At 43.0% G+C, this 25235-nt stretch carries 24 protein-coding genes; 16 read left to right on the top strand and 8 right to left on the bottom strand.

The annotated features are described in order from the left end of the window. Positions 1–136 precede the first annotated feature (136 nt). The 8 genes from EPB74_RS07000 (at position 137) to EPB74_RS06965 (ending at position 10214) form a co-directional block, all read left to right on the top strand. Complete coding sequence (locus tag EPB74_RS07000; protein WP_274903532.1) at positions 137–1939, top strand: hypothetical protein; 1803 nt, start codon at positions 137–139, stop codon at positions 1937–1939. Positions 1940–2176: 237 nt separating this feature from the next. Further along, on the top strand, positions 2177–4270 hold the full coding sequence (locus EPB74_RS06995; protein WP_274903531.1) for an EAL domain-containing protein: 2094 nt from the start codon (positions 2177–2179) through the stop codon (positions 4268–4270). Positions 4271–4493: 223 nt separating this feature from the next. Further along, positions 4494–4952 carry a c-type cytochrome gene (locus EPB74_RS06990; protein WP_274903530.1) on the top strand — a complete coding sequence of 153 codons (459 nt, stop codon included), beginning with the start codon at positions 4494–4496 and terminating at the stop codon, positions 4950–4952. 44 nt (positions 4953–4996) lie between these two features. Further along, complete coding sequence (locus EPB74_RS06985; protein WP_274903528.1) at positions 4997–5956, top strand: AAA family ATPase; 960 nt, start codon at positions 4997–4999, stop codon at positions 5954–5956. Positions 5957–5989: 33 nt separating this feature from the next. Continuing rightward, a complete protein-coding gene (locus tag EPB74_RS06980; RefSeq protein WP_274903527.1) occupies positions 5990–7039 on the top strand; it encodes a hypothetical protein in 1050 nt (349 codons plus the stop codon). After that, on the top strand, positions 7036–9216 hold the full coding sequence (locus EPB74_RS06975; RefSeq protein ID WP_274903525.1) for a transglutaminase family protein: 2181 nt from the start codon (positions 7036–7038) through the stop codon (positions 9214–9216). Before EPB74_RS06980 ends, EPB74_RS06975 begins: the two co-directional genes overlap by 4 nt. A gap of 120 nt (positions 9217–9336) precedes the next feature. Then, positions 9337–9756 (top strand): PACE efflux transporter, encoded by a 420-nt coding sequence (locus tag EPB74_RS06970; protein ID WP_079692437.1) that lies wholly within the window; start codon positions 9337–9339, stop codon positions 9754–9756. Positions 9757–9923: 167 nt separating this feature from the next. Continuing rightward, positions 9924–10214 carry a DUF4031 domain-containing protein gene (locus EPB74_RS06965; protein WP_089554184.1) on the top strand — a complete coding sequence of 97 codons (291 nt, stop codon included), beginning with the start codon at positions 9924–9926 and terminating at the stop codon, positions 10212–10214. Positions 10215–10255: 41 nt separating this feature from the next. Here EPB74_RS06965 and EPB74_RS06960 read toward each other — a convergent pair whose 3' ends face one another. Beyond that, positions 10256–11170 (bottom strand): LysR family transcriptional regulator, encoded by a 915-nt coding sequence (locus EPB74_RS06960; protein WP_089554183.1) that lies wholly within the window; start codon positions 11168–11170, stop codon positions 10256–10258. Between the two features lie 212 nt (positions 11171–11382). Here EPB74_RS06960 and EPB74_RS06955 point away from each other — a divergent pair, with 212 nt between their 5' ends. Further along, entirely contained in the window at positions 11383–12498 is a 1116-nt protein-coding gene (locus EPB74_RS06955) for an S-(hydroxymethyl)glutathione dehydrogenase/class III alcohol dehydrogenase (protein ID WP_446740027.1), read from the top strand. A 164-nt stretch (positions 12499–12662) separates the two neighbouring features. Here the strand turns inward: EPB74_RS06955 and EPB74_RS06950 are convergent, their stop codons facing one another. Next, a complete protein-coding gene (locus EPB74_RS06950; RefSeq protein WP_274903523.1) occupies positions 12663–12911 on the bottom strand; it encodes a DUF2164 domain-containing protein in 249 nt (82 codons plus the stop codon). Positions 12912–13040: 129 nt separating this feature from the next. Continuing rightward, positions 13041–13709 (bottom strand): DsbA family oxidoreductase, encoded by a 669-nt coding sequence (locus EPB74_RS06945; protein WP_274903522.1) that lies wholly within the window; start codon positions 13707–13709, stop codon positions 13041–13043. 343 nt (positions 13710–14052) lie between these two features. Between EPB74_RS06945 and EPB74_RS06940 the strand changes: the two genes are divergently transcribed. The 7 genes from EPB74_RS06940 (at position 14053) to EPB74_RS06910 (ending at position 21586) form a co-directional block, all read left to right on the top strand. Further along, positions 14053–14703 (top strand): 2Fe-2S iron-sulfur cluster-binding protein, encoded by a 651-nt coding sequence (locus EPB74_RS06940; protein ID WP_274903521.1) that lies wholly within the window; start codon positions 14053–14055, stop codon positions 14701–14703. Then, positions 14700–15692 (top strand): FAD binding domain-containing protein, encoded by a 993-nt coding sequence (locus tag EPB74_RS06935; protein ID WP_274903520.1) that lies wholly within the window; start codon positions 14700–14702, stop codon positions 15690–15692. The genes EPB74_RS06940 and EPB74_RS06935 overlap by 4 nt, the downstream gene beginning before the upstream one ends. Before the next feature lie 2 nt (positions 15693–15694). Continuing rightward, positions 15695–18115 carry a xanthine dehydrogenase family protein molybdopterin-binding subunit gene (locus EPB74_RS06930; protein ID WP_274903519.1) on the top strand — a complete coding sequence of 807 codons (2421 nt, stop codon included), beginning with the start codon at positions 15695–15697 and terminating at the stop codon, positions 18113–18115. Positions 18116–18170: 55 nt separating this feature from the next. Further along, positions 18171–19430, top strand: coding sequence for an XdhC family protein (locus tag EPB74_RS06925; protein ID WP_274903518.1), 1260 nt, complete (start codon positions 18171–18173; stop codon positions 19428–19430). Then, a complete protein-coding gene (locus EPB74_RS06920) occupies positions 19427–20185 on the top strand; it encodes a nucleotidyltransferase family protein (RefSeq protein ID WP_274903517.1) in 759 nt (252 codons plus the stop codon). The genes EPB74_RS06925 and EPB74_RS06920 overlap by 4 nt, the downstream gene beginning before the upstream one ends. Positions 20186–20223: 38 nt before the next feature. Continuing rightward, positions 20224–20796, top strand: coding sequence for a GNAT family N-acetyltransferase (locus EPB74_RS06915; RefSeq protein WP_274903516.1), 573 nt, complete (start codon positions 20224–20226; stop codon positions 20794–20796). Positions 20797–21064: 268 nt separating this feature from the next. Continuing rightward, complete coding sequence (locus EPB74_RS06910; RefSeq protein WP_274903515.1) at positions 21065–21586, top strand: HdeD family acid-resistance protein; 522 nt, start codon at positions 21065–21067, stop codon at positions 21584–21586. 359 nt (positions 21587–21945) lie between these two features. Here the strand turns inward: EPB74_RS06910 and EPB74_RS06905 are convergent, their stop codons facing one another. The 5 genes from EPB74_RS06905 to EPB74_RS06885 all read right to left on the bottom strand — a co-directional run bounded on the left by EPB74_RS06905 (position 21946) and on the right by EPB74_RS06885 (position 25222). Further along, complete coding sequence (locus tag EPB74_RS06905) at positions 21946–22560, bottom strand: hypothetical protein (protein ID WP_089554172.1); 615 nt, start codon at positions 22558–22560, stop codon at positions 21946–21948. Between the two features lie 53 nt (positions 22561–22613). Next, on the bottom strand, positions 22614–23231 hold the full coding sequence (locus EPB74_RS06900; RefSeq protein WP_274903514.1) for a hypothetical protein: 618 nt from the start codon (positions 23229–23231) through the stop codon (positions 22614–22616). A 74-nt stretch (positions 23232–23305) separates the two neighbouring features. Continuing rightward, the gene (locus tag EPB74_RS06895) at positions 23306–24055 is read right to left on the bottom strand and encodes a PhnD/SsuA/transferrin family substrate-binding protein (RefSeq protein ID WP_274903513.1); all 750 of its coding nucleotides are present in this window, start codon (positions 24053–24055) and stop codon (positions 23306–23308) included. Positions 24056–24058: 3 nt separating this feature from the next. Then, entirely contained in the window at positions 24059–24553 is a 495-nt protein-coding gene (locus tag EPB74_RS06890) for a PAS domain-containing protein (RefSeq protein WP_274903512.1), read from the bottom strand. Between the two features lie 306 nt (positions 24554–24859). Beyond that, entirely contained in the window at positions 24860–25222 is a 363-nt protein-coding gene (locus EPB74_RS06885; protein ID WP_079692420.1) for a roadblock/LC7 domain-containing protein, read from the bottom strand. Between the last annotated feature and the right edge of the window lie 13 nt (positions 25223–25235).

The raw sequence follows: 25235 nt of genomic DNA, 5'->3' as shown, positions 1-25235 counted from the left end.
AAAGAATATAATCAATAATGCCTAATTAACCAAGCATAAGTAGGTCAGTGAATGGTCATGTATGAGATTAATATTCATATTTAAGAATGAGTCCGTACATACCTATGGATAACTTGTGCAATTACTAAGGATAGTAATGGTAAATTTATCGACGTTCCAAGCATTTTTAGCAGCTGATACACCCTTAGTACAGACGTTAAATAATTCTGTGAGCAGCAATGAGCCGCACCTGCGTAAATGGGCGGCACTACTGCCCGCGCAAACAGAAATTCAGCAAGCAGAGCAAATAGAACGAGTGCTGGCCGAGTTGCGTGTGGCTAATATAGATGATCGGCAACGTTTTACCTTAACCAGTATTGTGATTGACGCTGCCAATCAATTGATTGCAACGTTACGCCAGTATTATATCTATGAGACAAAAGCTTTTAATGTCGCTCAACTTGGTTATGTTGCTCAAGTAAAGTCGCTGTATTATTTAATAGTTATGGCGTTCAACGGTGTCATACATCGCGAAACTGCTTTTTTAAATAACAAGCAGCAGCAACCTTCAAGCAGTCTTTGGCAGCGCTATTTTACCAGCGAAAGATCGTCGCCTATCACCTTAGCGATTGCCATTTACCAAACGCTGCTGATGTATCAAAAATTGCTGTTTGAAGACGCACTTTGCTATCAAAAACCACTGCCTTATATATGGTCTAACATCAATCAGCTGTACCATATGGCTTGTGAGCAACAAGCATCTGATATCAATTTGAGTGCATATATTGCTACTCACCGCGCTGATACTATTCATCAATTATACTGTCAAATATGCTTGCATAGCTTATTGAATGTACGTGCGATGCGTCGACCTACTATTTTACTGGTTCAGCGTTTACTGCCGCAGTGGGCTGAGCATATAGTTGCGACCATAGAGCCGCGCACAGCAACACGAGTATTCGTTAATCTGCATAGTAAAGAACCCCCTACTTGTTTGACTGCCCATTCTAGTATTAATCCTTACGATGCGCATCATGCGTGCTTGTTTATAGAACTTGCGCCTATGATTAGCTATTTAAAATCGTGTATTGAAGAATTAAGCGATGTAGGTAGAGTGGGAGTGAAGTATTGTTTAACTAATCATATCTCGATGGCGTTAAGCTATCGTTATATTCAACCAAAGCTCACACTACCTATTAAATATAGTGCAAAACAAAATGCGCAAGTCATGACGGGATTTAATGACATTCATTATCATATTAGTAAAGGCCAAAGTTTAATAAGTCTTATCGAAGCCAAAACGCTGCCAAAACACCAGCAGCCTCGCTATGATACCTTACCGAAAAAGCAATCTGCCAGTAAAGAGGTGGCGGTCGAAATTTTTGATCGTGATAATGCGTTGTCGCACTTTCGTACGCTACGCCTGCTATTTGATTCAGATGAGCCAATCTCTAGCGAAAAAAACCAGTCTTTACTAAGCAGTGCAGCGCCAATACCAAGCGTTAAAGCAGGCACTGAAAAAGCAATTACTACGGTGATGGTTGATGAAAATGACATGCTTGTTTCTATCACACCGCCACCATTACGACTAATGAGTCTTTTTCTATTATGTCGTCCTGATATCTCTAACTCTCCTAATTGGTCAGTTGGGGTTGTGCGCTGGCTCACTTTGGATACCGAAAAACCCGAGCTGGAATGGCAAGTCCTTGGGCACAAGCTCATCGCCTGCGGGATTCGTCTACAGGATAGAGGGGCTCGCAGTCGGCATTTTGTGCCAGCGTTCGTCGTCGGTGGCGATGAGCATCTACAAACTACTGATAGTTTATTATTACCAACCTCTCATTTCCAAACAGGTGATAAAGTGACGATGCGTATCAATGATAAACAAAAATCTTTGCGCTTAATACGTCGCTTAATGACGACTGATGAGTTTAGTCAATATGAAGTGGTGCAAGCTTAATTGATATAAATTTCATCGCTACCAATGTATAGGTATAGGTATAGGCGCGACCATATAAATTTAACTGGTGCTTTAAAGCATCATCATTGATTCATATTATTTAATAATTGCCATTGTAAGTTAAGCAGCAGTCGGTTAAATTATTGTTTATAATGGCAATGCTATTGTTCTTTTGTGTATTGGCTGCTGCCATGCGACGACCCATTAAATCATTTTATCAGATTAAAAAGGCTTTCTATGCGTACTCAGTCCATCTTAAACTTATTGGTTATCGATGACGACCAGCTTTATGCTGAGCGACTTGTACACTTGTTAGGTTCGTACTATGATAGCGTGAACTTAGGTTTTTTGGACGATAAAGACGAGTTATTAAAGTCGCTACGACAGTCTTGGGACGTATTGGTTTTTGGTCAAGCTTATGATATGAATTTTACCGATGCGGTTGCTATCATTCAAGAGCAAGATATTGATTTGCCATCGGTTTGTTTGATAAACAAAGACACGGCAGCCACCGCGCATAATGAAGAAGGGCTTCCTGCTGTCGTGAGTGGCACGATGGTCAAAGCACTTTGCGTTGACCAAGAGATGCCTGTCGTCATGGCAATTTGTTTGCAGCATGATAATTTACGTAGTCGCCGCCAACTTAAAGCCTTGCGTCATGTGCTGTCTGAGGCAGAACAACGGGCAAATGTACTGATTAAAAATTCCAAAAGTGCAGTCGCTTATATCGATCAAGGTATTCATATTTTCGCCAATGATACGTATCTGCAGTTATTTGGTTTTGAGGCAATGAACGACATCATTGGCATACCTATTATTGATTTGATTGCAGGTGGCGACAACGTCAAAGGCTTTAAACAGTTTTTACGTCAATTTGATAAAGGCAGCCGTAAAGACGTAGAGTTTAATTTTGAGAGTCGGCGTACTGACGGTAGTACGTTTGAGGCAAAGCTACAGTTGGCCGTCGCGACACTAGATGGCGAACCGGTTACCCAAATTATCATTCAACAAAATCACAGTAACAGCGCTGACGTTGCCAAACGTTTGGCTGAGGCTGAGCGTAAAGACAGCTTAACAGGTATTGATAACCGCCGCGGCTTTGAAGAGCAGTTGACAGAATTATATCAGCAAGCAAGACTGGGCTCTTTGACGGCGGGTCTTTTATATGTTCAGCTCGATAATATTGGTAAAATTAGAAGCAGTCTGGGTCTTCAAGGCATTGATAGCACGGTTAAACAAGTCGCTCAAGCGTTAGACGAGCTCGTGGCAGATGGTCATGTGAGCCGTTTTAGTGATACCGCATTTACCGTCTTAGTAGAAAATCGAACAACGGTAGAGCTTGAACAGCTGGCTGAACAAATTGGTTTGAATATCAGCAAGATGTTTATCGAAGTTGATAAGCGTACAACCAATACTACGGCAAGTATTGCTATCGTTAAAATTGAAAAAAACACCCCTGAGCCAAGAGTGTTGCTTGAGCGTGCGATGGATGCCATCAGTCAAATTATGATTGAGACCTCCAATCATGGTGGCAAGTATCATCTGTATGATGCTAGCGAACATGCCAATAGTGACGATCATGCGCTTGCAGAATCTCTGGTCGATGCGATCACCAATAATCGCTTTGAATTGTTATTCCAGCCAATATATGACATTAATAATGATCGTAGCGACTTATTTGAAGTGTATCTACAGCTACCACTAGCCGATACGGACAATACCGTATTGACGCCCGATCAGTTTATGGCGGTTGCCAAATCCCACGAACTGCTTGAAAAAATTGACCGCTGGATACTGATTAACGCCTGTAAAAAAATCAATGAAGTACGTAAATCGCACCCTGAAGCGCGGTTGCTAGTACAGTTGACCAGTGCTTCCTTGATTGATAAAAAGCTACCCAGTGTCGCCAGCCAGTTGATCAATGCAGTCGGTGGTAAAGCTGGCGCCTTGACGTTACAGTTCAATGAAAAAGATATCGCCGATCATTTAACGATGGCGAAATCTCAGTTTTCAGCGCTCAACCAAGTGAGCTGTCAACTTGGTATCAATAATTTTGGCTCATCTGCGAAGTCGATTGAGCTTGCCAATTTTGTGCAGCCAGATATGGTGCGCTTAGCCCGTAGCTATATAGAAGGAATTGATGCAGCAGACAATCTAGAAACAGTCAAATCGCTTATCGTCCGCACCAATGAGATTAAAGTTGATGTATTAATGCCTTATATTGAGGATGCTGCGACCATGTCCGTTGCATGGAGTGTGGGTGCGCGCTACCTGCAAGGCTATTATCTAGAAATGCCTAGTAATACCATAAAAGTATCTAGCGAGACTTAAGCTTAAGACCATTTATACCAGCAGCACAGCTTCGCTTTTAAAGTGAATTGACTGTCGCTTTTTAAATATTAATAAACCGTTTTTTTATCTTATTTTATTCTCATCAGCAATAATTCGTTTATTGTCTACGTACGACTATGTATGTCCATCACTATTTGCATTGCATTATAGTTGATGTGGACGCATACATAGCCAATGCCCCTCAATTAAAGATTACAACAACATGTCTATGATTAATAAATATCAACTGGGCGGCATATTTGCTGCTGTTTTATCGCTTGCTGCTTGTGAGCGTACGCCTCCTGATTATCGTGCGCCTGTTACGCTGCCACTATATACAGAAGGTGATGCTGATAACGGCGCTCTAATATATAAAGACGCTTGTAGTCAATGTCATCAGCTGAATCCAGGTCTGAATAAAAAAGGCCCACAGTTGATGAATATTTATGGTGCACAAGCGGCGGAGCTAGCAGATTATACTTATAGTGAAGGCTTGCAAACCTCAGGTTGGGTATGGGATGCTAAGACGCTTGACCCGTATATCGCCGATGCTGAAAAAACCATGCCAGATTCAAAGATGCTAGCAGATCCCATGCCGGATGCTAAAGAGCGTGCTGATGTGATTGCTTATTTGTCCACCCTTCGGGCTGCTGCGCCGATAGTTGAAGATAATGCAAATTAACTTCCCATCATTCTCCCTCTAAAAAAATGAGCCAGTAATTTACCATGACCCATGCAGCTACCGACTATCGGCATAATCAGCAAAAAATCGCCCAGTTAATGGCACAATTAAATCAAATCGTGCTGGATAAACCACAGGTGGTCAAGCTTGCGCTCAGTGGCATCTTCGCTGGTGGGCATTTACTGTTACAAGATTTGCCGGGTATGGGTAAAACCACCTTGGCGCAAGGATTGGCACAGTTATTGGGGCTAAGCTTTAGCCGAATACAATTTACCAATGATATGCTGCCTGCAGATATTTTAGGTATGAGTATCTACGATCAAAGCAAGCTGCAGTTTGAGTTTCGTCGCGGTCCTATTTTCACTCAGCTGTTGCTTGCCGATGAGATCAATCGCTCTAGTCCTAAGACGCAAAGTGCTTTACTCGAAGCAATGGAGGAGCGGCAGGTGACTCAAGATGGGCAAACCTACCCATTACCGCAGCCGTTCTTTGTGATAGCAACCCAAAATCCATTGCAGCAAGCAGGTGTATATCCCCTTCCTGAGTCGCAGTTAGATCGATTCTTATTATGTTTGTCGCTCGGTTATCCATCGCCTGCGGCAGAGCGCGAACTATTAAAAGGTCAGGATCGTCGCGAACTGCTAAAAGAGTTGGATACGGTGCTTGATACAGAGGCGGTTTTATTAGCCCAGCAAGGGGTCAAGCAAGTTTATGTCGCGGATGTGGTTTTGGACTATCTGCAAAGACTGGTCGCAAAAACACGAGCAAGCCACGAGTACCATGGTCTATCACCGCGTGGTGTATTGTCGTTACAGCGTGCCGCACAGGCTTATGCTTATGTATCGGGGCACATGGAGATGACTCCTGAAGATGTCCAAGCAGTATTTGCCGCGGTCACCGATCACCGTCTTGGTCAGCGCTTTGTACCCGCGCATATAACTGGTGGACAAGCAACGCAGACTATCGCACAACGTATCTTGGCTGAAGTGGCGGTATACCAATGATATTTTCGATTCTATGGTGAGGATAGGGTAATCATGAACCTTTTACCAAAAGCCTTTACCGACCCAATCACCTCAGCAGTTAGCCGTTGGTTTGCTTCGCGCGCGCCCAAAAGTGACAGCGCCAAACTCAATTTACGTAATATTTATATCTTTTTTAGCCGTGAGGGTATGCTGTTTGCGGTGCTATTAGTCATTACTTTTATTGCAGGTATCAACTATGGCAATAACTTGGTATTGGGCTTATGTTTTTATCTTATCAGTATTTGGCTCATCAGTTTTCATGTGACCTTTGCCCATATCTCAGGGCTACAAGTACGCCTGCTGGAAGTGACGATGGCAGAAGCGGGCGCTCCTGTTTGGGTCACCTTACAACTACGTAGTGACAGCCGACAACCAAGGCGGCAGCTGTTGTTTAGCTTTGAGCAGCCTGACAAAAAAGTTGACCAAAAAACGAATAAGAAAGCTAATAAAAAAATCAAAACTAGCGTTGATGATCAGTATCCAGTGCTGGTGACACGGCTACAAGGTGAGCATGTTATTCACCTTCCCGTTCAAACCTTTAATCGCGGTCAGCTTGAATTACCGCGATTAAAGATAAAAACGGTTTATCCTTTAGGTATCATGCGCGCATGGTCATATGTCTATTTTTCGCGTACCGCGTGGGTCTATCCTAAGCCTGAAGTATTTGACTGGCAAGATCAGTATTCAACCGTAAGCTTGGAAGATTTGCCATTAGGCGGTCAGTATCGTCAAGGTCAAGATGACTTTGAACGGCTCGATAATTATATCGAAGGTGAGTCGCTGGCACGGGTATCTTGGGGTCATGTAGCGCGAGGTCAGGGAATGCTTACCAAGCATTTTGCGGATCCTGTCGGTCATGAGCAAACCTTGGATTATGCCGATATGCCAGCGGCACATCACGAGCAGAAGCTTGCGCAATTAGCGTATGGTGCGATGACACTGGGTCAGTTAGGCGTACCATTTAAAATGCGCTTAGCTAATGACTGGCTATCTACTGCAGCGATGGGTGAAGGCGATGGCTTTGCACAAGCTTGCTTATTAAGGTTGGCAAAAGCACCATGAACGACTCTCAACGCTCAATTAAAAACTTATCTATAGAAGCATCTACCGCAAGCTTTGAGCGCTTAGCATTGGGTCAAAATGTCAATGCTCATACGGGTATGGATGCCGATAATAAATGGTATCGTAAGCTATTGGCACTGCCAGCCTATTATTGGGTGTTAATCACTCAAATTATCGTTATTTTACCTCATGCTGCGCATTTGCCATTATGGTTAATGGGTTTTGCTGTTGTTAGTATTACTGCTCAGCTGCCGCGTATTAAAGCGAAGTTCAAAAAAGGTCGTCATTTAAAACGTGTTTATCAAGGCATGCAAATGCTTGGTTTCTTATTAGGGCTAGCAGGTCTGTGGCTGACTTATAATACGGCGTTTGGACTCGATATGGGCGTGGCGTTTTTAGTACTATGTCTTGTTAGTAAGCTGTGGGAATTGTACAAACGCCGTGATGCGTATGTGGTACTCAACTTATCGTTGTTTGTACTGGCGGCGCTGTTCCTGATGGATCAAGGTATTGTCACAACGCTAGAGGTAATGGTGGGGGTGGTCATTGTATTATTGGCGTTTATTGCGCTAAATGACGATGGCAATACTCGCGGTGATGGCCGTCTGCGTACCTTAGGGATGTTAGGTATTGGAGCGTTGCCGTTGTTGGTAGTGCTGTTTTTATTCTTCCCGCGCTTGCCACCGCTATGGTCAGTACAGTTATCTGGGCAGCAAGCGACCACTGGTGTTTCTGACAGCATGTCCCCCGGCGACTTTGCTAATTTGGGACAGTCAACCGAACTGGCTTTTCGCGTAGAGTTTAAAGACAATCGACCACCGCAGCAGCAACTGTATTGGCGTGGCTTAGTGTTTAGTGACTTCGATGGGGTTACTTGGCGTCCTAGCCCTCAGCAACGACAATGGCGACCTGAACTACAAACGCCGGTTTGGATCGAAAATGCATTTGCCACTGTTCCTGATGAGGCGAAAGCTACCCCTAATAGCTATCAGATTATCTTAGAGCCTACGCAGCAAAACTGGCTATTTGGACTTGATTACCCTTTTGCCCAGCAGCAAGATGTCAGTATTACCTCAGACTTTACCTTATTAAAAGATCAGCCTGTTACCCAGCAGCTGCGCTACGATGTATTGCAATTTGCGCCCATGTATATCGACCCTATTTTGAATGATGAGTCGCGGCGTCTAAATCTTGAATTGCCCAAAGATGGCAACCCCCAAGCACGAGCGCTGGCTCAGCAGCTTTTTGCACAATCAGGCTCAGACCCAGTTCGTTATATGGTGGCTATCGAGCGCTGGATTAATCAAACGGACTTTCGCTATACATTGTCGCCGCCACGGTTGAATACTAACCGTATTGACGAGTTTCTATTTAAGACCAAAGCAGGGTTTTGTGAGCATTATTCTTCAAGCTTTACCTTTATGCTACGGGCAGCGGGTATTCCTGCGCGAGTAGTGGCGGGCTATCAAGGCGGCGAGCTGAGTCGTAGCGGTAATGTCTGGGAAGTACGACAGATGGATGCGCACGCTTGGACGGAAGTTTGGCTTGAGGGTCAAGGTTGGGTGCGTGTTGACCCGACTGCGTTTGTAGCGCCTGAGCGGGTAGAACAAGGCATGGATGCACTGACACAAGCGCAAGGGGCAGCCATGTTTGGTAATGGCACTAGTGCACAAATCAGCTATCAGCAGTATCAAATGTTACAAACCTTACGGCGCTTATCAGACCAAGCCAGTTATTATTGGCAAAAAGACGTCGTCGGCTACGATCAGGACAAGCAAGCAGCCTCGCTATTAAAGTGGTTTAATATCCGATCAATCATGCAGCAAATTACTTGGTTAGCGATAAGTGCTATTACGGTCATGGCTATTTTAGTATTTATTATTTGGCAACGTCGCCGCAAACGCTGGCATCCAGCAGACTTGCCACTTGCGCAATTATCAAAGTGTATTGGCAAAAGTGATAAATCATTAGCGCGCACAGAAAATGAAGGACAGTTAGCATGGCTTGAGCGCTTGGCAGAAGCTATCGATTCGAAAGTTGCTCAAGCAAAAATTGTGCAAATTCAACAAGACTATCGCCAGCTACGCTATGGACGCTTAAGCACACTTGAAACTCGTGATAGTGAGTACCAAAAATTGCTCAAACAGCTAAAGAAAAATGTGCGTGAATTACTTTAATGGCAGTTATTGAAAGTCTTAGCCAGTAAAAACAGAACATAATGGCACGTAAATAATGTGAGTGATATAGAGTATTCAAGAAATAAAGTAAGTCGATAAACAAATCAATTAGGAAGTTTCATGCGTAACAAAAAAGACCGGATTCGCCACGCCTTAGGGTTTGAGATTATAGGTCTGCTTATCTTTGCCCCCCTAGCAAGCTTAGTATTTGGTTTTGAGCTACATCTGATGGGAGTTATGGCGTTGGTCGGCTCTATCGTCGCCACATTTTGGAACTACTTTTATAATATTTTGTTTGACCGTGCCATGCTCAGGTTACGCGGTGCGGTGCAAAAAACAGTTCTGATACGCGTGCTACATGCGTTGTTATTTGAAGGTGGATTGTTATTATTGTTTCTACCCGTCATCGCCTGGTATTTAAATATCAGCCTTTGGGAAGCGTTTAAGATGGATATCGCGATGGCGACTTTTTATCTCATCTATGCCTTTATCTACAACTGGGTTTATGACAAAGTATTTCCTATCCCTACAAACAGTTAAAATTTGCCATAAGAAAATGAGTTGTGTTTGATAGTAAATTCTCATTCAGCACCGTTTATTTACTAAGACTCATTTACCAATGCTAAATAGATTAGCTAATAGCAAATGTACTAGAGTAAAAAAAAAGATTTAAAATGTTTTACAGAAGGAATAAAAGGAGCTGCTATATGGCGATATATGTAGATTTTATGCAGATAGAATTTAAAGGCTATAAGTGGTGCCACATGCTGGCGGATACTTTGCAAGAGTTACATGAGTTTGCGGCGTTGATTGATGTAGATGAGCGCTTATTCCATCGAAACGCCAGCTATCCTCACTATGACGTCACGGTACAAATGCGCGAAACAGCGATCGAACACGGTGCTATTCCTGCCAATCGTAAAAAGATTATCGAGTGTGCAAAGAAGTTGAAAGTAGAGTTATATGAACAAATAGCGCTGTCCGACTTTTCTAAGTAAAGACTTAAATTAACGGATAAAAACGCTTTGTTCGTACTGCATTAATCCAAACGCTCTGCTAGATAATCGACAAGCAGTCTAATCTTTGGCGATAAATGACGGTTATGCGGATAGATAGCCCAAATACCTTCTTCGGGTTCTCTATATTTGTCCAATAAGCTAATGAGCTGACCGGATTCTAAGTGTTTTTTGACATAATAATCCGGTAACTGCACAATACCTAGACCTTTTAAAGCCGCATCGACTAGGCTATAACCACTGTTATATTGCACCGTCCCCGAAACTCGCAGGTTTCTTTCTTTAGACGCTCTTTGAGCATATTTCCTAGTAACGTTTTTACTCGCTTCTTTATCAGTTTCGATAAAGTGCCAATAATCACGCGTGCCAAGTAAGCAGTTATGTTGACTCAGTTCGCTCAAAGAATGAGGTATGCCGTATTTATTCAAATAAGCAGGCGCTGCACAGACAAAGTTGGTGCGATGGCTGAGTTTTTTTGCCATCATCGTTGAGTCGCTTAATTTACCAATACGAATTGCTAAATCATAACCACCTTCAATCAAGTCAATCTTTTGATTGCTTAAAAAAGCCGTCACTTCGATATCGCTATATTGCACCATAAAATCATTGATCAGCGGCAACAATTGCTGCTCGCCATAAGTCACAGGCGCGGTCAGTTTAATCCTACCTTGCGGTTTTGATTGTAAATTGCTGACAGCTTGTTCGGCGGCATCTAAGCCATCGAGCACCCCGCGACAATGCTGATAAAACACACATCCTTCTTCGGTGAGCGATACTTTGCGCGTTGTGCGATAGAGTAGTTTAATATTAAGTCGCTTCTCTAAAGCGCTAATTTGACGACTGACTTGTGCGGTAGAAATGCCCAATTCTTTTGCGGCGCGCGTAAAGCTCTCATATTCTGCCACGTAAACGAACTCGCTAATTCCATCCCAGCGCATGATTATTACCAGTGTGTAAAAGATATTTGTAAATATAGCATATAGTTATCCTTATAGAAAAAACTATAATAGTCAGTATAAAATCTAACATTTTACAGACTGCTACAACTGCTGCTTGCCTCCATTCGGCAAGCAAGATAAGCTAAAGAGGTCTGTGCTTAATAACCCATAAAATACATTAAAAAAGAGAGATAACGATGTCAGATAAATTTATTAAATCTAAAGCCGCCATTGCTTGGGGTCCAAACCAGCCACTGTCTATCGAAGAAGTGGATGTTATGTTGCCACGTAAAGGCGAAGTATTGGTAAAAATTATAGCCAGTGGTGTCTGTCATACCGATGCTTTTACGTTATCCGGTGAAGATCCAGAAGGGGTGTTCCCAGCAATTTTGGGTCATGAAGGTGGTGGTATCGTTGAACAAATCGGCGAAGGCGTCACCAGTGTACAAGTCGGTGATCATGTCATCCCTTTATATACGGCAGAATGTGGCGTCTGTAAAATGTGTACTTCAGGCAAAACCAACTTGTGCTCTGCCGTACGCGAGACCCAAGGAAAAGGCTTAATGCCAGATGGTACCACCCGTTTTTATAAAGATGGTCAGCCAATTTACCATTATATGGGCTGCTCAACCTTCTCTGAATATACCGTTTTGCCAGAAATTTCTTTAGCCAAAGTTAATAAGGCGGCGCCATTAGAAGAAGTTTGCCTGCTTGGTTGCGGTGTTACCACTGGAATGGGCGCGGTCATGAATACCGCAAAAGTCGAAGAGGGCGCAACAGTCGCTATCTTTGGTTTAGGCGGCATTGGTTTATCAGCAGTCATCGGTGCAGCAATGGCAAAAGCCAGCCGTATCATTGCCATTGATATCAATGAGAGTAAGTTTGAGCTAGCCAAAAAGCTTGGCGCGACTGATTGCATCAATCCAAAAGATTATGACAAACCCATTCAAGATGTCATCGTTGAATTGACCGATGGCGGTGTTGATTATTCTTTTGAATGTATCGGTAACGTCGATGTCATGCGTTCAGCGCTTGAGTGCTGCCATAAAGGTTGGGGCGAGTCGGTCATCATCGGTGTGGCGGGTGCTGGACAAGAGATTTCTACCCGTCCATTCCAGCTAGTGACCGGTCGCGTCTGGCGCGGTTCGGCATTTGGCGGTGTTAAAGGTCGCAGCGAGCTGCCAGGCTATGTTGAGCGTTATCTTGCTGGTGAAATTCCACTACAAGACTTTATTACCCACACTATGCCATTAGAAGATATCAACGAAGCTTTCGACTTAATGCACAAAGGCGAAAGTATCCGTACGGTTATTCACTTTGATGCTTAAGCTATAATACTCATTATTAGTCTTTTAAATATAAAAATGCTGCGCCTAATGGACGCAGCATTTTGTATTTTAGCAGAGTCATTTTAAAAGTTGAGCTGAAAAGGCAGCTTTAATATATTTATTATGATGCCAAAATTTTGAGGAAATCACCTTAGCAATATGTTCTAGTCTTTTTTAAAGCTATGCATATCTTCTAAGATAGCCGTAAACCTATCGTACAACCAAGGTTCATTGTCATCAATCATTTGATTGTATAAATGCGGGCCTATCTTTTCGATGATAAAATCCAATAAGAACTTAGCTGGTAGATTACCGATATCGACATCGAATTCATCACTCATATAAACCCTCAATTCGTCTAAAACGAGGGCTTCTGCTTCATCTGACAATGTCAGAAGTTTGTCTTTACTCATATAAAACTGTCCTCATAGATCTATTCGGTATTACGATGTCTAATCTTTAAATAAGAAGCATTGACTAACCCTATTTCGCTAACAAAAAAGAGTGGATATGAATTAGAGGCTTGCTTTTATATCAAATGCTTAGTCTTGCATATTGGCTAATTGCTCTAAAATATTGACATAATTGTCTACGCCTTGCGCGCCGCTAACCAAGTGCTGTTCATTAAAAATGATTGCAGGGACGCTTTGAATACCTTGCCGCTGCCAATGCTGTTCTACCTCACGTACGTCATTGGCAAAGCGTTGGTCTTCTAAAACTGCCAGTGCTTCATCACGATTCAGTCCAATCTCTGCGGCAATATCAGCAAGCACTTCGATATCAGAGATATTCCTATTATCGGTAAAGTGCGCGGTAAATAACGCCTGCTTTAACTCATGCATGCGCCCTTGCTGCTCAGCCCAGTGCAAAAGCTGATGCAGATTAAAGGTATTGTGCATACGCAGCTCATCAGTAAAATTAAACTCAAAGCCGACATCAGAACCTACCTTCGTTATTTGGGCGCGGCTAGCGTCTGACTCTGCTTTACTTGAGCCATATTTTTCTGTGATATGTTCACGCATGTTTTGACCGTCGCTTGGCATATTAGGGTTTAGCTCAAACGGATGCCAGTGTATCTCATGGGCAGTATTGGTCTGCTCTAGTGCTGCTGCCAGTTGGCGATAGCCGACAACACACCAAGGACAAACGACATCTGAGACAATGTCTATGCGGAGTGGCTGCTCTGATGACAACTGCTTTGAATTTTCCATATTTTTTGCCTAATTTATTATTTATGTTTACACATTTTTTTGGCGTTTATTGTCTAAATAGTTATTAACGCTTCTTTGATAAACGCTAAGTTCATTAATACTAGGTTAAAGATGCAGCGATTACAATGTGCGCTAAGTTACCAATGCACTGTGCCTTTAATTATTATCAATATGACTCAACAGAAATTTTTGTAAACCTAGGTCTGGTTAAAAAACTACCATGCAATGACTACAAAGTAAAAACAAATCGACATTTTTAATAAGACATAATAAATCGGTTAGCGCTATTTTAAAGGGCGTTTGTTTTATCTCTTTTATGTTTTTCTGCCAGCGAGAAGCCAGCATGTCTACTTTGACGTTATCAATTAATAAGCAGGATTATCAGCTCGATAATCTCGATCCGCGCACCACCTTACTCGATGTCTGTCGTCAGCACTTACAAATTACTGGCCCCAAAAAAGGCTGCGATCACGGTCAATGCGGTGCTTGTACCATGCTCATTAATGGGCGACGGGTTAATTCTTGTCTGACACTTGCGGTCATGCATGACGGTGATGAGATTACGACGATCGAAGGGATTGGCTTGCCGGAATCGCTTTCAGAATTGCAACAGGCCTTTAAAGACCACGATGCTTTCCAATGTGGTTACTGTACGCCTGGGCAAATATGTTCGGCGACTGCTTTGATAGAGGAGATTAAACAAAACTGGCCAAGCTATGTGACGACCGATTTGCAAAATCCTGATGGTCTGTTGGTACAAGAAATCTCTGAGCGTATGAGCGGTAATATTTGTCGCTGTTCTGCCTATCCAAATATTATTAATGCTATCTCGCAGGTTTTGGAGAATGAGATAAAAGGTAAAACTGCTTCGAAAGCGACGATAACGAAAGGCTCGGATGTCAGCGGTATTTGGTCACCACCGCCTAGTGAAGCGCAGCTCAGCAAGCCGTCGCAACATAAAGCCAGTATGACTGTAGCAGGAGATTGCTCATGAAACGCTTTGAATATATCCGTGCTGATGCACTCGAGCAAGCCGCGATTTCGGCCAGTCCAAAGGAAGCTTCGTTTATTGCAGGCGGTACCAATTTATTAGATTTGATGAAGTTAGAGATTGAAACCCCTATCAAGCTGGTCGATGTGACTCGCTTAGAACTACAGCAAGTAGAAACGACTAATGACGGTGGGCTACGTATCGGTACGCTGGTAACCAATAGCGATTTGGCAGCGCATCCGCAAGTGATTGCCAATTATCCGATATTATCACGAGCAATACTGGCTGGCGCGACTGGGCAACTGCGTAATAAAGCCACCACGGGCGGCAATTTTTTACAGCGTACCCGTTGCTATTACTTTTATCAGACTGACAGTCCTTGTAATAAGCGCAATCCTGGTACTGGTTGTCCGGCTATCAATGGCGAGAACCGCACCCTTGCCATATTGGGTACGAGCGACGCTTGTATTGCTCAGCACCCCTCCGATATGGCTGTTGCGATGCGTTTACTCGATGCGACAATTGAAACGATTAAAGCGGATGGTAGTAAACGCAACATTGCGATCAAAGACTTTTATTGCCTGCCAAAAGACACGCCTAATATCGAAACTGTTTTAGAGTCTGGCGAGCTTATTACGCATGTAGTCCTGCCAGCGCCTATAAAAGGCAGCCACACTTATGACAAAGTTCGCGACCGCGCCTCTTATGCTTTTGCATTGCTATCGTGCGCTGCCGTGATAAATGTTAATGATAAAGGTGATTTAGAAACAGTACGTTTGGCGTTTGGCGGTATTGGCACTCAGCCGTGGCGTAACGAAGCGGTTGAAGCCTTATTGACGGATACTAAAGGCGATAACGATACTATTGAGCAGGCGGCAGATTTATTACTAAAAGAAGCCAAAGGTCATGGGCAAAACGACTTCAAAATACCACTGACACGCCGTTTATTAAAACAAGTTATTCAGCGCGCCTTAGCGGGCGAGGGAGCATAATCATGTCATTATTGGACTCAGTACTTCCATCAGAACCTACCAAAAAAATGATGATGAATGAGCCTGTCGAAACCTTGTTTAACAAAACGGCAAGTAATTTGGTTGGTAAACCCATTAACCGTGTCGACGGTTCGTTAAAGGTCAGCGGACAAGCGCCTTATTCGGCAGAGATTTATCGAGAAAATCAAGTTTATGGTGTGTTAGTCAGTGCCAAGATTGCCAAAGGTTGGATTGAGAATATCGATAGTAGCGCTTTAGACGATATTCCTGGCATTATCAAAGTGGTTACTGATCCCAAGCACTTTTTGCGTAATGCTCAGCAAGGCGGCGAAACCAAAGCCCCAACACAGGGCGTTAGTGAGGTTTTTTATCATGGTCAGCCGATTGCCGTGGTAGTTGCTGAAACCTTTGAAGCAGCGACAGAAGGCGCGAATGCTCTTAAGGTCAGTTATAAAAACGAGACTGAGCAAGCGGCCTTAAATTTTACCAAAGAGCTTACTAATGCTCATGATATTGATGAGAAAAAAGGCTCAGATAAAAATGCGATAAACGGTGACCCAGAGCAAGGACTGGCTGATTCAGCCGTCACCCTTGATCGCTTTTATCATACCCCAAGCCAAAGTAATTCTCCTATGGAACCACATGCTACTTTGGCTTATTGGGAAGATGATAAGCTCATCATGTACACATCAAACCAAATGATTGCTCCTTGCAAACAGCAAGTTATGGACGCCTTAGACTTGAATAAGGACCAAGTACAACTTATTTCTTATTATGTCGGTGGCGGCTTTGGCAGTAAGCTCGGTATTGCCCCTGAATCAATTGCGGCCGCTATTTCTGCAAAAGAGTTGGGTCGCCCTGTGCTAATTAGTATGACGCGCCCGCAAGTCATGGAAGCGACAGTAAGACGCTCAAACACCCGTCAGCGTATCGCTATTGGCTGTGATAAAGACGGTGTCATCAATACCATGATTCATGATACCGTTACCAGTAATTTACCCGGAGAGGCATTTTTTGAACCCACCGCTTTGTCTACTAAGTATTTATACCGCGGTGAAAATCGTCGGGTAAATTATAAAAAAGTAGATATGAACCAAGTACTATCAGGCTCAATGCGCGCGCCTGGTGAAGCAGTGGGCATGATTGCGGTTGAATGTGCAATGGATGAATTAGCCTCGCAATTGGATATCGATCCCATTGAGCTGCGCCGCCGCAATGAGCCTGAGCAAGACCCGAGCCAAGATATTCCGTTTTCAACGCGCCAGCTCATTGCTTGTATGGAACAAGGGGCAGAGCAGTTCGGTTGGGATAAGCGCAATGCCAAACCTGCTAGTCAATTGGAGGGGGATTGGTGGATTGGCATAGGAATGGCGGCATCTGCTCGTGGTAACCAGTTAAAACCTTCGGAAGCACGGGCAACCCTGCAAGTAGATGGATCAAAAGAGCTGGGCGTCAAAGCCATTATCGAAACCGATATGACAGATATTGGTACTGGCTCTTATACGGTGTTTTCTCAGGTAGCGGCTGATTTGTTAGGTTTACCGATAGATCATATCGAGATGAAGTTGGGCGATAGTGAACTGCCGCCTGCTTCAGGTTCGGGTGGTAGTGTGGGCGCAGCAAGTGCTGGTAGTGGTGTTTATTTAGCTTGTGAGCAACTGCGTGAAATGCTGGCAGACAAAGTCGGTCTTTATCCCGATACCATTCAGCTTGATAATGGGCAAATCAAGCAAGCAGGCGAGCACAATCCTAGCGTGACAGAAGCTGCTATTGAGAGCGTTAAAAATAAAGCTGAAGACTTAAAAGATAAAGTCGCTGAAAAAACTGGTTTACCCTTACCAACAGCAACAGATAAAAAGTACGATTTTACCAATTTTCACTCTTATGCCTTAGCCGACGTCGTCGCTGATTATGATGAGCAAAAAATTAGCGCTAAAGGACAAATAAAACCTGGTAAAAATGCCAAAAGCCATCGCCAAGCATCTTTTGGTGCTAACTTCGCAGAAGTAGCAGTGCATAGAGTCACCGGTGAGATTCGAGTCAAACGAATGACCGGCGTATTCGCCGCTGGGCGTATTCTTAATCATAAAACGGCCACCTCACAGTGCTACGGCGGTATGGTGTTTGGCATTGGTTCAGCTTTGATGGAAGAGGTCATCCATGATAAGCGTGACGGTCGCTTATGTAATCATGACCTTGCTGAATATCATATTCCAGTTAATGCTGATGTACCCCAATTAAAAGTGATATTAGTTGAAGAAGACGACCCTTATACCAACCCAATGCATATCAAAGGAATAGGCGAGACTGCAATATCAGGCGCGGCGGCGGCTATCGCCAATGCTATCTATAATGCAGTTGGGGTTCGTGTTTATGATTTCCCCATCACACTTGATAAGCTGTTATATGAGCTGCCAGAGTAGGTTTTATAAACTGTTAATAATGGCTATAAAAAATATATAGCATATAAGAGGGGTTATGAATCAGGTTGCTGACATTCTTAAGCTGGCAGGCGAGGCGCAGCAACAAAATATTGATGCGGTGCTGGCAACGGTAGTGTGTACTGAAGGCTCCGCTTATCGGCGTGCGGGCGCTATGATGCTCATCTGCGCAGACGGACGCTCCGTTGGCATGATTAGCGGTGGCTGTCTTGAGCCGCATATTATTAAACGTGCCTTTTGGTTGACTCGCAACGGTGCCAATGTGCAGGTTTACCAGACGGGTGATGAACAGTCGGATGAAGACCATGAACTTAGTGGTAATAGTTATTTAGACAATGAGCTAAATTTTGGTTTGGGCTGTAACGGACGTGTACATGTGTTGTTTGAGCGCTTATCGACAGCGTTGCCCATGTTAGATATTATTCGCCACGTTCGTCGTACCCACCAACCAGCAATGATAGCGACTTTAATCCGCGCAGACAGCAATAATCTTGGATCGTTAGCAATCGGTATGCGAGTTGATATTGAAGCTTATATTGATAGCGAAAAATTAACTATTATTGATGGCAATAGTATTTCTAATCAAGCTTTGATGGAGGCTTCAAGTACGGTTACTGATGTGCTTAGAGAGACGGTTGAAGCGCTATCAACGTATGAGGTTTCTGATAAAAACACTGAATACGTTATCTTGAAAAATGGTGGTTTAACGACAGAGTGGTTGCTACAACGTTTACAACCACAAGTACGTTTGCTTATTTGCGGTGCAGGTAACGATGTGATGCCGCTTGTGACGATGGCAAAGCTGCAAGACTGGCATGTCACTATCATCGATAGCCGCGCGCAATATGCCTCTCGTCTGCGCTTTCCTCAAGCTGATATCGTCATGCCACTGTCATTAGATGACTACGAACAACTGCTTAAACTGAGTGATAATGCAGCGGTCGCTTTGATGTCACATAGCCTTACCCAAGACCGTGCTCGACTCACGGTGTTATTAGCGCATTCGACTCATTATAAATACCTTGGTCAATTAGGTCCACGTTATCGTACCGAGCGTCTCATTAATGAAATTAATGCCGTCAAAAAAAATCCTACTGCCTTAAAGGATGGCATTAATAAACTACATTATCCGATTGGTTATAAGTTAGGCGGAGACGGACCTGAAGCATTGGCACTTGGGATCATGGCAGAAATAAATGCAGTCATGCATCATAAAACATCGCCAGCAGAGTTTTCAGCTGATGAACTTTCAGATACAGCAACCATGAGCAATACTGCAACGCTGAGCTGCGTATGAATAAATCGTTGGTAATTGAAGCTAACATGCAACAGCGAAACGATGTAAAGCAGCCACGCCACGCCATTATTATTCTAGCAAGTGGACTCAGTAGTCGCCTTGGTAAAGCTAAGCAACTACTTTGCAAAAATAGCGAACCTTTAATCAGTCATATGCTTAAATTGGCATTGAGCACTCAGCCACAAACTATCATCGTTGTCATTCCTAGAGAAAATCTGTGCATTGCTAATGCGATTGAACCATTGGCTGCTCAGAATACAGTGATTCATACGGTCATCAATCCTACGCCTGAAACAGGTATGGCGCAGAGCTTGCATTTAGGTATCGATGCATTAACTGACCTTGATAATCGTCTTTTAAACCAAGTATTAATTATGGGGATTGACCAAGTACTCTTAGATCAGCAGCATTTAACCGCATTACTAGCAGGTAAGCAAGCTGTGGTGGCAAGCAGCTATAGTGGCGATAATGACTGGCAGCACTTTGATAAGTTGCCACTAGATAAAATGCCAATAGATAACACGGCACTCAATGATTCGCCTAAAAAAAATATCATCGGCGTGCCTTTGGTGATTAATTATGAGCTACTTAAACAATGGCAGTCAGAATTAGTTGGTGATAAGGGACTGCGTCATCTCATTCGAGGATTGTCACCTAAGCAAATACAGGTAGTTATCAATCATCAGCTCAATTATGATATCGATACGCCTGAACAACTTGCTTATGCTCAACAACAGGGCTGGCTTGATAAATAATAGTAATGAACACTTTAATGAGCGTTATCGAGTACTAAATGACAGGCTATATAGAAACAGAGCGTCTTTATCTTAGACAGTGGCAGCCAAGCGATTTTGCAATATTTGCTGAGATGAACGCCGATCCAGAAGTGATGAAGTATTTCCCCAAATTATTATCAGCTACCGTGAGTGATATCATTGCGACTAAATGCCAGCAGCTGATTAAAGATAATGGTTGGGGATTTTGGGCGCTAAGTTTAAAAGACTGTTCAGAAAAGAGTGATGCCTTTATCGGTTTTGTCGGCTTGAATCAGACACATGCTGATATGTCTTTTGCACCTTGTGTCGAGATTGCTTGGCGACTGCGCAAAGAGTTTTGGGGGCGAGGCTATGCTACTGAAGCCGCTCGTGCGTCTTTGGATTTCGCCTTTGCTGAGCTGGCACTTGTCGAGGTGGTTGCATTTACAGCTGTGATTAATCAGCGCTCACAACTTATTATGGAGCGTATCGGCATGACTGATACGCAGGACAATTTTTACCATCCTGCGCTTAATCCAGATCATCCACTTGCTGAGCATGTCTTGTATAAAATTACTCAGCAGCAGTGGAATAGTATTAATAAAGAGTAGAGTAATGCGGTTTATAGATAATCAATATAAGTAATAAGAACAATAAAAATGATAGGTAATCTCAAACTCAAATAAACAAGTGAATAATTAGACATCATAGCAGAGCGAGCTTGAAGCTAAATAAATAGTTAGCAGGCTTATCAATACAATACAACGCCTAAGCTATTATATTAACAGGACTACTTGAATATACTACTAGTGTCATACAAGATAGAAAATACGCTACGATATAATCTGCTTTTTATTAAACATAAAGTAAGGTCGTTTTATGAGTCGTACATTGTGGCTGGTGGTTGGTATTATCAGTATTCTTGGCGGTATATTTGCGTTTTTTAATCCTCTTAGCGCCACTTTCGCCGCTGAACAGTTAGCAGGGTTTACCTTCCTTCTCGTCGGTATTTTACAGTTCATCGCACTATTTCGTGCGCATAGTACGACTGGCAAAGTACTTGCTGCCATCGGTGGTGTATTGGGTATATTGATAGGTGTTGAGCTACTACAAAACCCGTTGCAAGGCGTATTAACTTTGACGATGGTGATTGCTATTTTGTTTATGGTAACAGGTATTGTTAGAGTCGTTGTCGCTTTTGGGCTACGCAAGACAGTGGCTTTTATACCCTTATTAATCTCAGGACTTATCTCGATTGCTTTAGCTATCATGATATTTAGCGGCTATCCGCAGTCAGCAACCTATATCCTTGGTGTGCTATTGGCAGTCGAGCTAATCTCTAACGGCATATCACTCATCATGTATTCACGTGTACAACCGCCTTTGGTTCGGAACATGTAGGCTTCAGTGATAGCCAATTCAATATAAAAGAGGTGCGTTAAAAATAGCGTTATACTGGGCTAAATTTTCCTCGCTTGCTGTGTGCTTCGCACTCCAAAGGCTTCGAAAAATTTATTCCAGTAGCACTGTATTCTTTTTAAATTGAATCGACTATATAAAAAATATTAAAAGACTCCTTAAAATGGGGTCTTTTTTTTGCTTGTACGTTATTAATAAAGGCTTCAATTTCATTAATATGTTTTTTAATCCCATAAAAAATGCGCCTATTATATTATTTATAATAATGCGCACTTAATAGCTTAGATTTTCGGGCTTTTTTAATGCAGTTGACTTCATTCGGGAGTATTAAGTTATGAGTTCTAACTCAGAAATCTAAGCCCAGAAGTTTTTAATGCCCAGACCAGCTCAACAAAGGCGCGATTATTGGTCAAAGGTTCGCCATCAATGATAAGCACGTAGCCTGAACCATCAATCCATAAGAACACAAAGCTGGTCTCAGGAATCAGTAAATCAACTTGTTGAAAGAATGAGATAGCTTGACTTTCTACGGCCCAGCCACGTTGTTTTTGGCGTAGCATAAAGCCCGAAAAGTCAGCAGCAGCCACACTAAGCATGTCTGCTTCTTCTTGGCTATAGCCTATCCGCGCTAGGCAAAACCCTTCATCGGAGCCGATTGCTGCACGGCGCTTACCGGACAAGCTTGATACTACATAAGGTAAAAATTGATCTAATGGCAAGTTGGGAGCTGGCAAGAATAGCGACAGCTTCTCGATCCAGCCGTGTTCTAAAAAGCTATCTAACCACTCATCAGAATAACGTTCAAGCCAGTCAGCGGCTAGCAAAGTTTCGCTATAGGATAATAAATCTTGTAATGATAGCTGCTCAGCAGTCGGCTCACTCTGTGAAAATGCCTCAAAAATACCGGCTGGAGTCAAGGTCAGATACGTTTTATCAGCGTTTAAATAAGAGGACATAACAGCTACCATTCAAATGAAGTTTTATGAGTCGTTTTAATAAAAGAGCAAATCTAAGCTTTAGTAGTTTGATCAAGTTTTTGTTGACAGTTATTCCAGCGATCATCAAATTGCCAGTCACTTTTGCCTAAGCGAAACCAAACCAAGGAAAATGCCAGACGGTCGTTACGAGCAATACAATGGGCGAAGAACTCACTTTCGATTTGTTCTATCGTATCCCAGTCTTGATTGTCGCGTGCTAGCATAAGCTCGGCAGTGATTTCTTTGGCGATTTCTTTGGCATCATCACTACTGATGCGTAAACGCTGTGTTTGTTCGTTCAGTGAAGGCGATACCAGTACGCTCCAGCGGGTCGCCAGCATACTATTTTTCTGAATATAGCTTTTTTTATCGATACAGTCGCGAAAGCCTTGTTCGATATGGGGCAGTAGACGACCTTGCAAGCGCGTAAACATGTTGGTGACATCGTAAGGGATGTCATACCAGCAACCATAAAAGAAATCCGCGATGGCACCTTGCAGCGGCTCTTTTTCGTTTAATAACAGTGCTGCGTTGATACGTTGTTCGTGAAAATGGCGATTGTTTGGTGCCAAAAATATCTTACGCGAGTAGAGACGATATACGCCACGCGCGGCCATTTCACTTTCTTTGATAAGGTCTAAATCAGACATAATAGTGTCCTGTCAGTCATAGCCAATATGGTAGCGCAATAGGCTATGACCTAAGTCAGATGCCAGTGAACCTGCTAGTCAATTAAAGTTTCCATCAAGTCGATCATAAACTCAGCATCTTCTTCGTCCATAGCTTCAAAACCTTGAGGCATACCAAGTTCAGCCAACGCTTCTTTGCCATCATCATCGTTATGCAAATTCAGAATGGCATTCATCAAAATGTCTGTATCAGGAAAACCCTCTTTAATCAGCAATACATGGCTAATATCCGCCAAATCACTTTCGATTAATACAGTTAACTGAGCTTTGGTTAAGCGTGAAAAGCTGTGGAAAATTTCAGCTAAAAAGAATGCTGCTTGAGCATCGCCTTTGATGACTTGGCGCGCTGCTGCTTGATAGGTTTCAGTCACTGACCAATTTAGGTCTGTTTCTTCTAAATCGACCGCTTCTAGTAGGCGTAAACCAATCAGCTTAACATCACGGTTATTTGCCATAGCAATGGTCGCACCATTAGCCAAGTCCTCTAGAGTATTGATGTCGTTATTTGCTGAAGCTGCAATGACCATCTCATCAGATTTACCGATAGGGCGTGCAACTGCACGGTAGCCTTGCTCACGGATGAGCGTTGCTGCATCAAAAGGATTGGCATAAATAACTTGCATGTCGCCTGCGTCGATAAGCGCTTCTTGCTCAGCATGTGAGGCAGGCATATTTAGGTGCATGTTTAGATTGGCACGTTTTTGAATTAAGATATTAAACATATGCCAGCCTGCAAAACGCTCAGGCGAAAAATCAGGGGCGATTAACATATTATGTGTCGTCATGATTTAACCTTCCTCGTTTTGTTTCATTTGGGCATACTGAGCGATAGCCGCATCAATTTTGCTGCGCGATGGCTTACGGCGTACAGAAGTATAGCCAACGGTTTCGCCGCGACGAACGTTGGGCACGACAGTCGCGTAAACCCAATAATGGCTGCCATCTTTACATAAGTTTTTAACGTAGCCATGCCATTTTTGTCCAGCTTCTGCGGTTGACCATAAATCTTTATAGGCAGCTTTTGGCATATCAGGATGACGTAAAATATAATGCTGCTTACCGATTAATTCGTCGACCTCGTAGCCACTAATCTCAACAAAGGCATCATTAACGTGAGTCAAAATACCGTCTAAATCGGTACGCGAAACAATCAGCTTGCCATCAGGATAAGGGCGTTCGATACCAGTATCATAAACAGTACGCGATGCACCGTCATGATAAGTCAGAGTGATCTGCTCGGCTGGCAGGTCAGGCTTCATTGCGTCAGGTAGTGGAGAACCCATCGTAATCTCCTTTATTTATTGTTGTATGGATAGTCATTAAAAAACTTATTTGATTTACGTTTGTTTTTTAACGCGCTTATTTTTTAATAAGTATGGATATGTGATTCGCTAGGATTAGAATTCATAGATATTTAGAAGCTTTAATCACTTATTCAATAATCACTCATTCAATCTAAACAGTGTGCAATACCTTAAATAATTTTTATAAGACAGTGCGTCCGTTTTCATTTAAAGTATTATACACAGAAGGCATTTGTATTGTAGGCGCGGTATAGAACCGTAGCGTTAGCACTTTAAAACCAATTATTAGATAAGTTTCGAAAGCGCTTCAGAGGCACGTTTAATATCTAAGAATATTAAGCCAAGTTTGGCATTCGGTTTTGCCATAATGGTTAGTACTGCTTCATCACCCGATGAAGTCATGATCACGTAGCCCTTTTCACCTTGAATCATGATACGGTCAATGCTACCACGAGCCAATTCGCGACCTGCACGATCACCTAGTGATAATAAAGCTGCTGACATAGCGCCAACGCGGTCTTCATCAACGCCTGCTGGTAACGCAGATGCAATCATAAGACCATCGTTAGAAATGAGAGCAGATGCTTCAACATCGGCTGATGAGCTATTTAGGTCTTCCAAGATTTGCTGAAATGAATCAGTACGCATATCGATTTCTCTA

Origin of the sequence: Psychrobacter sp. DAB_AL62B (genome assembly GCF_028895345.1) — a bacterium.
Classification (GTDB): Bacteria; Pseudomonadota; Gammaproteobacteria; order Pseudomonadales; family Moraxellaceae; genus Psychrobacter.
The sequence above is the reverse complement of the archived record's forward strand: the minus strand, read 5'-3'. Positions and strand labels throughout refer to the sequence as shown.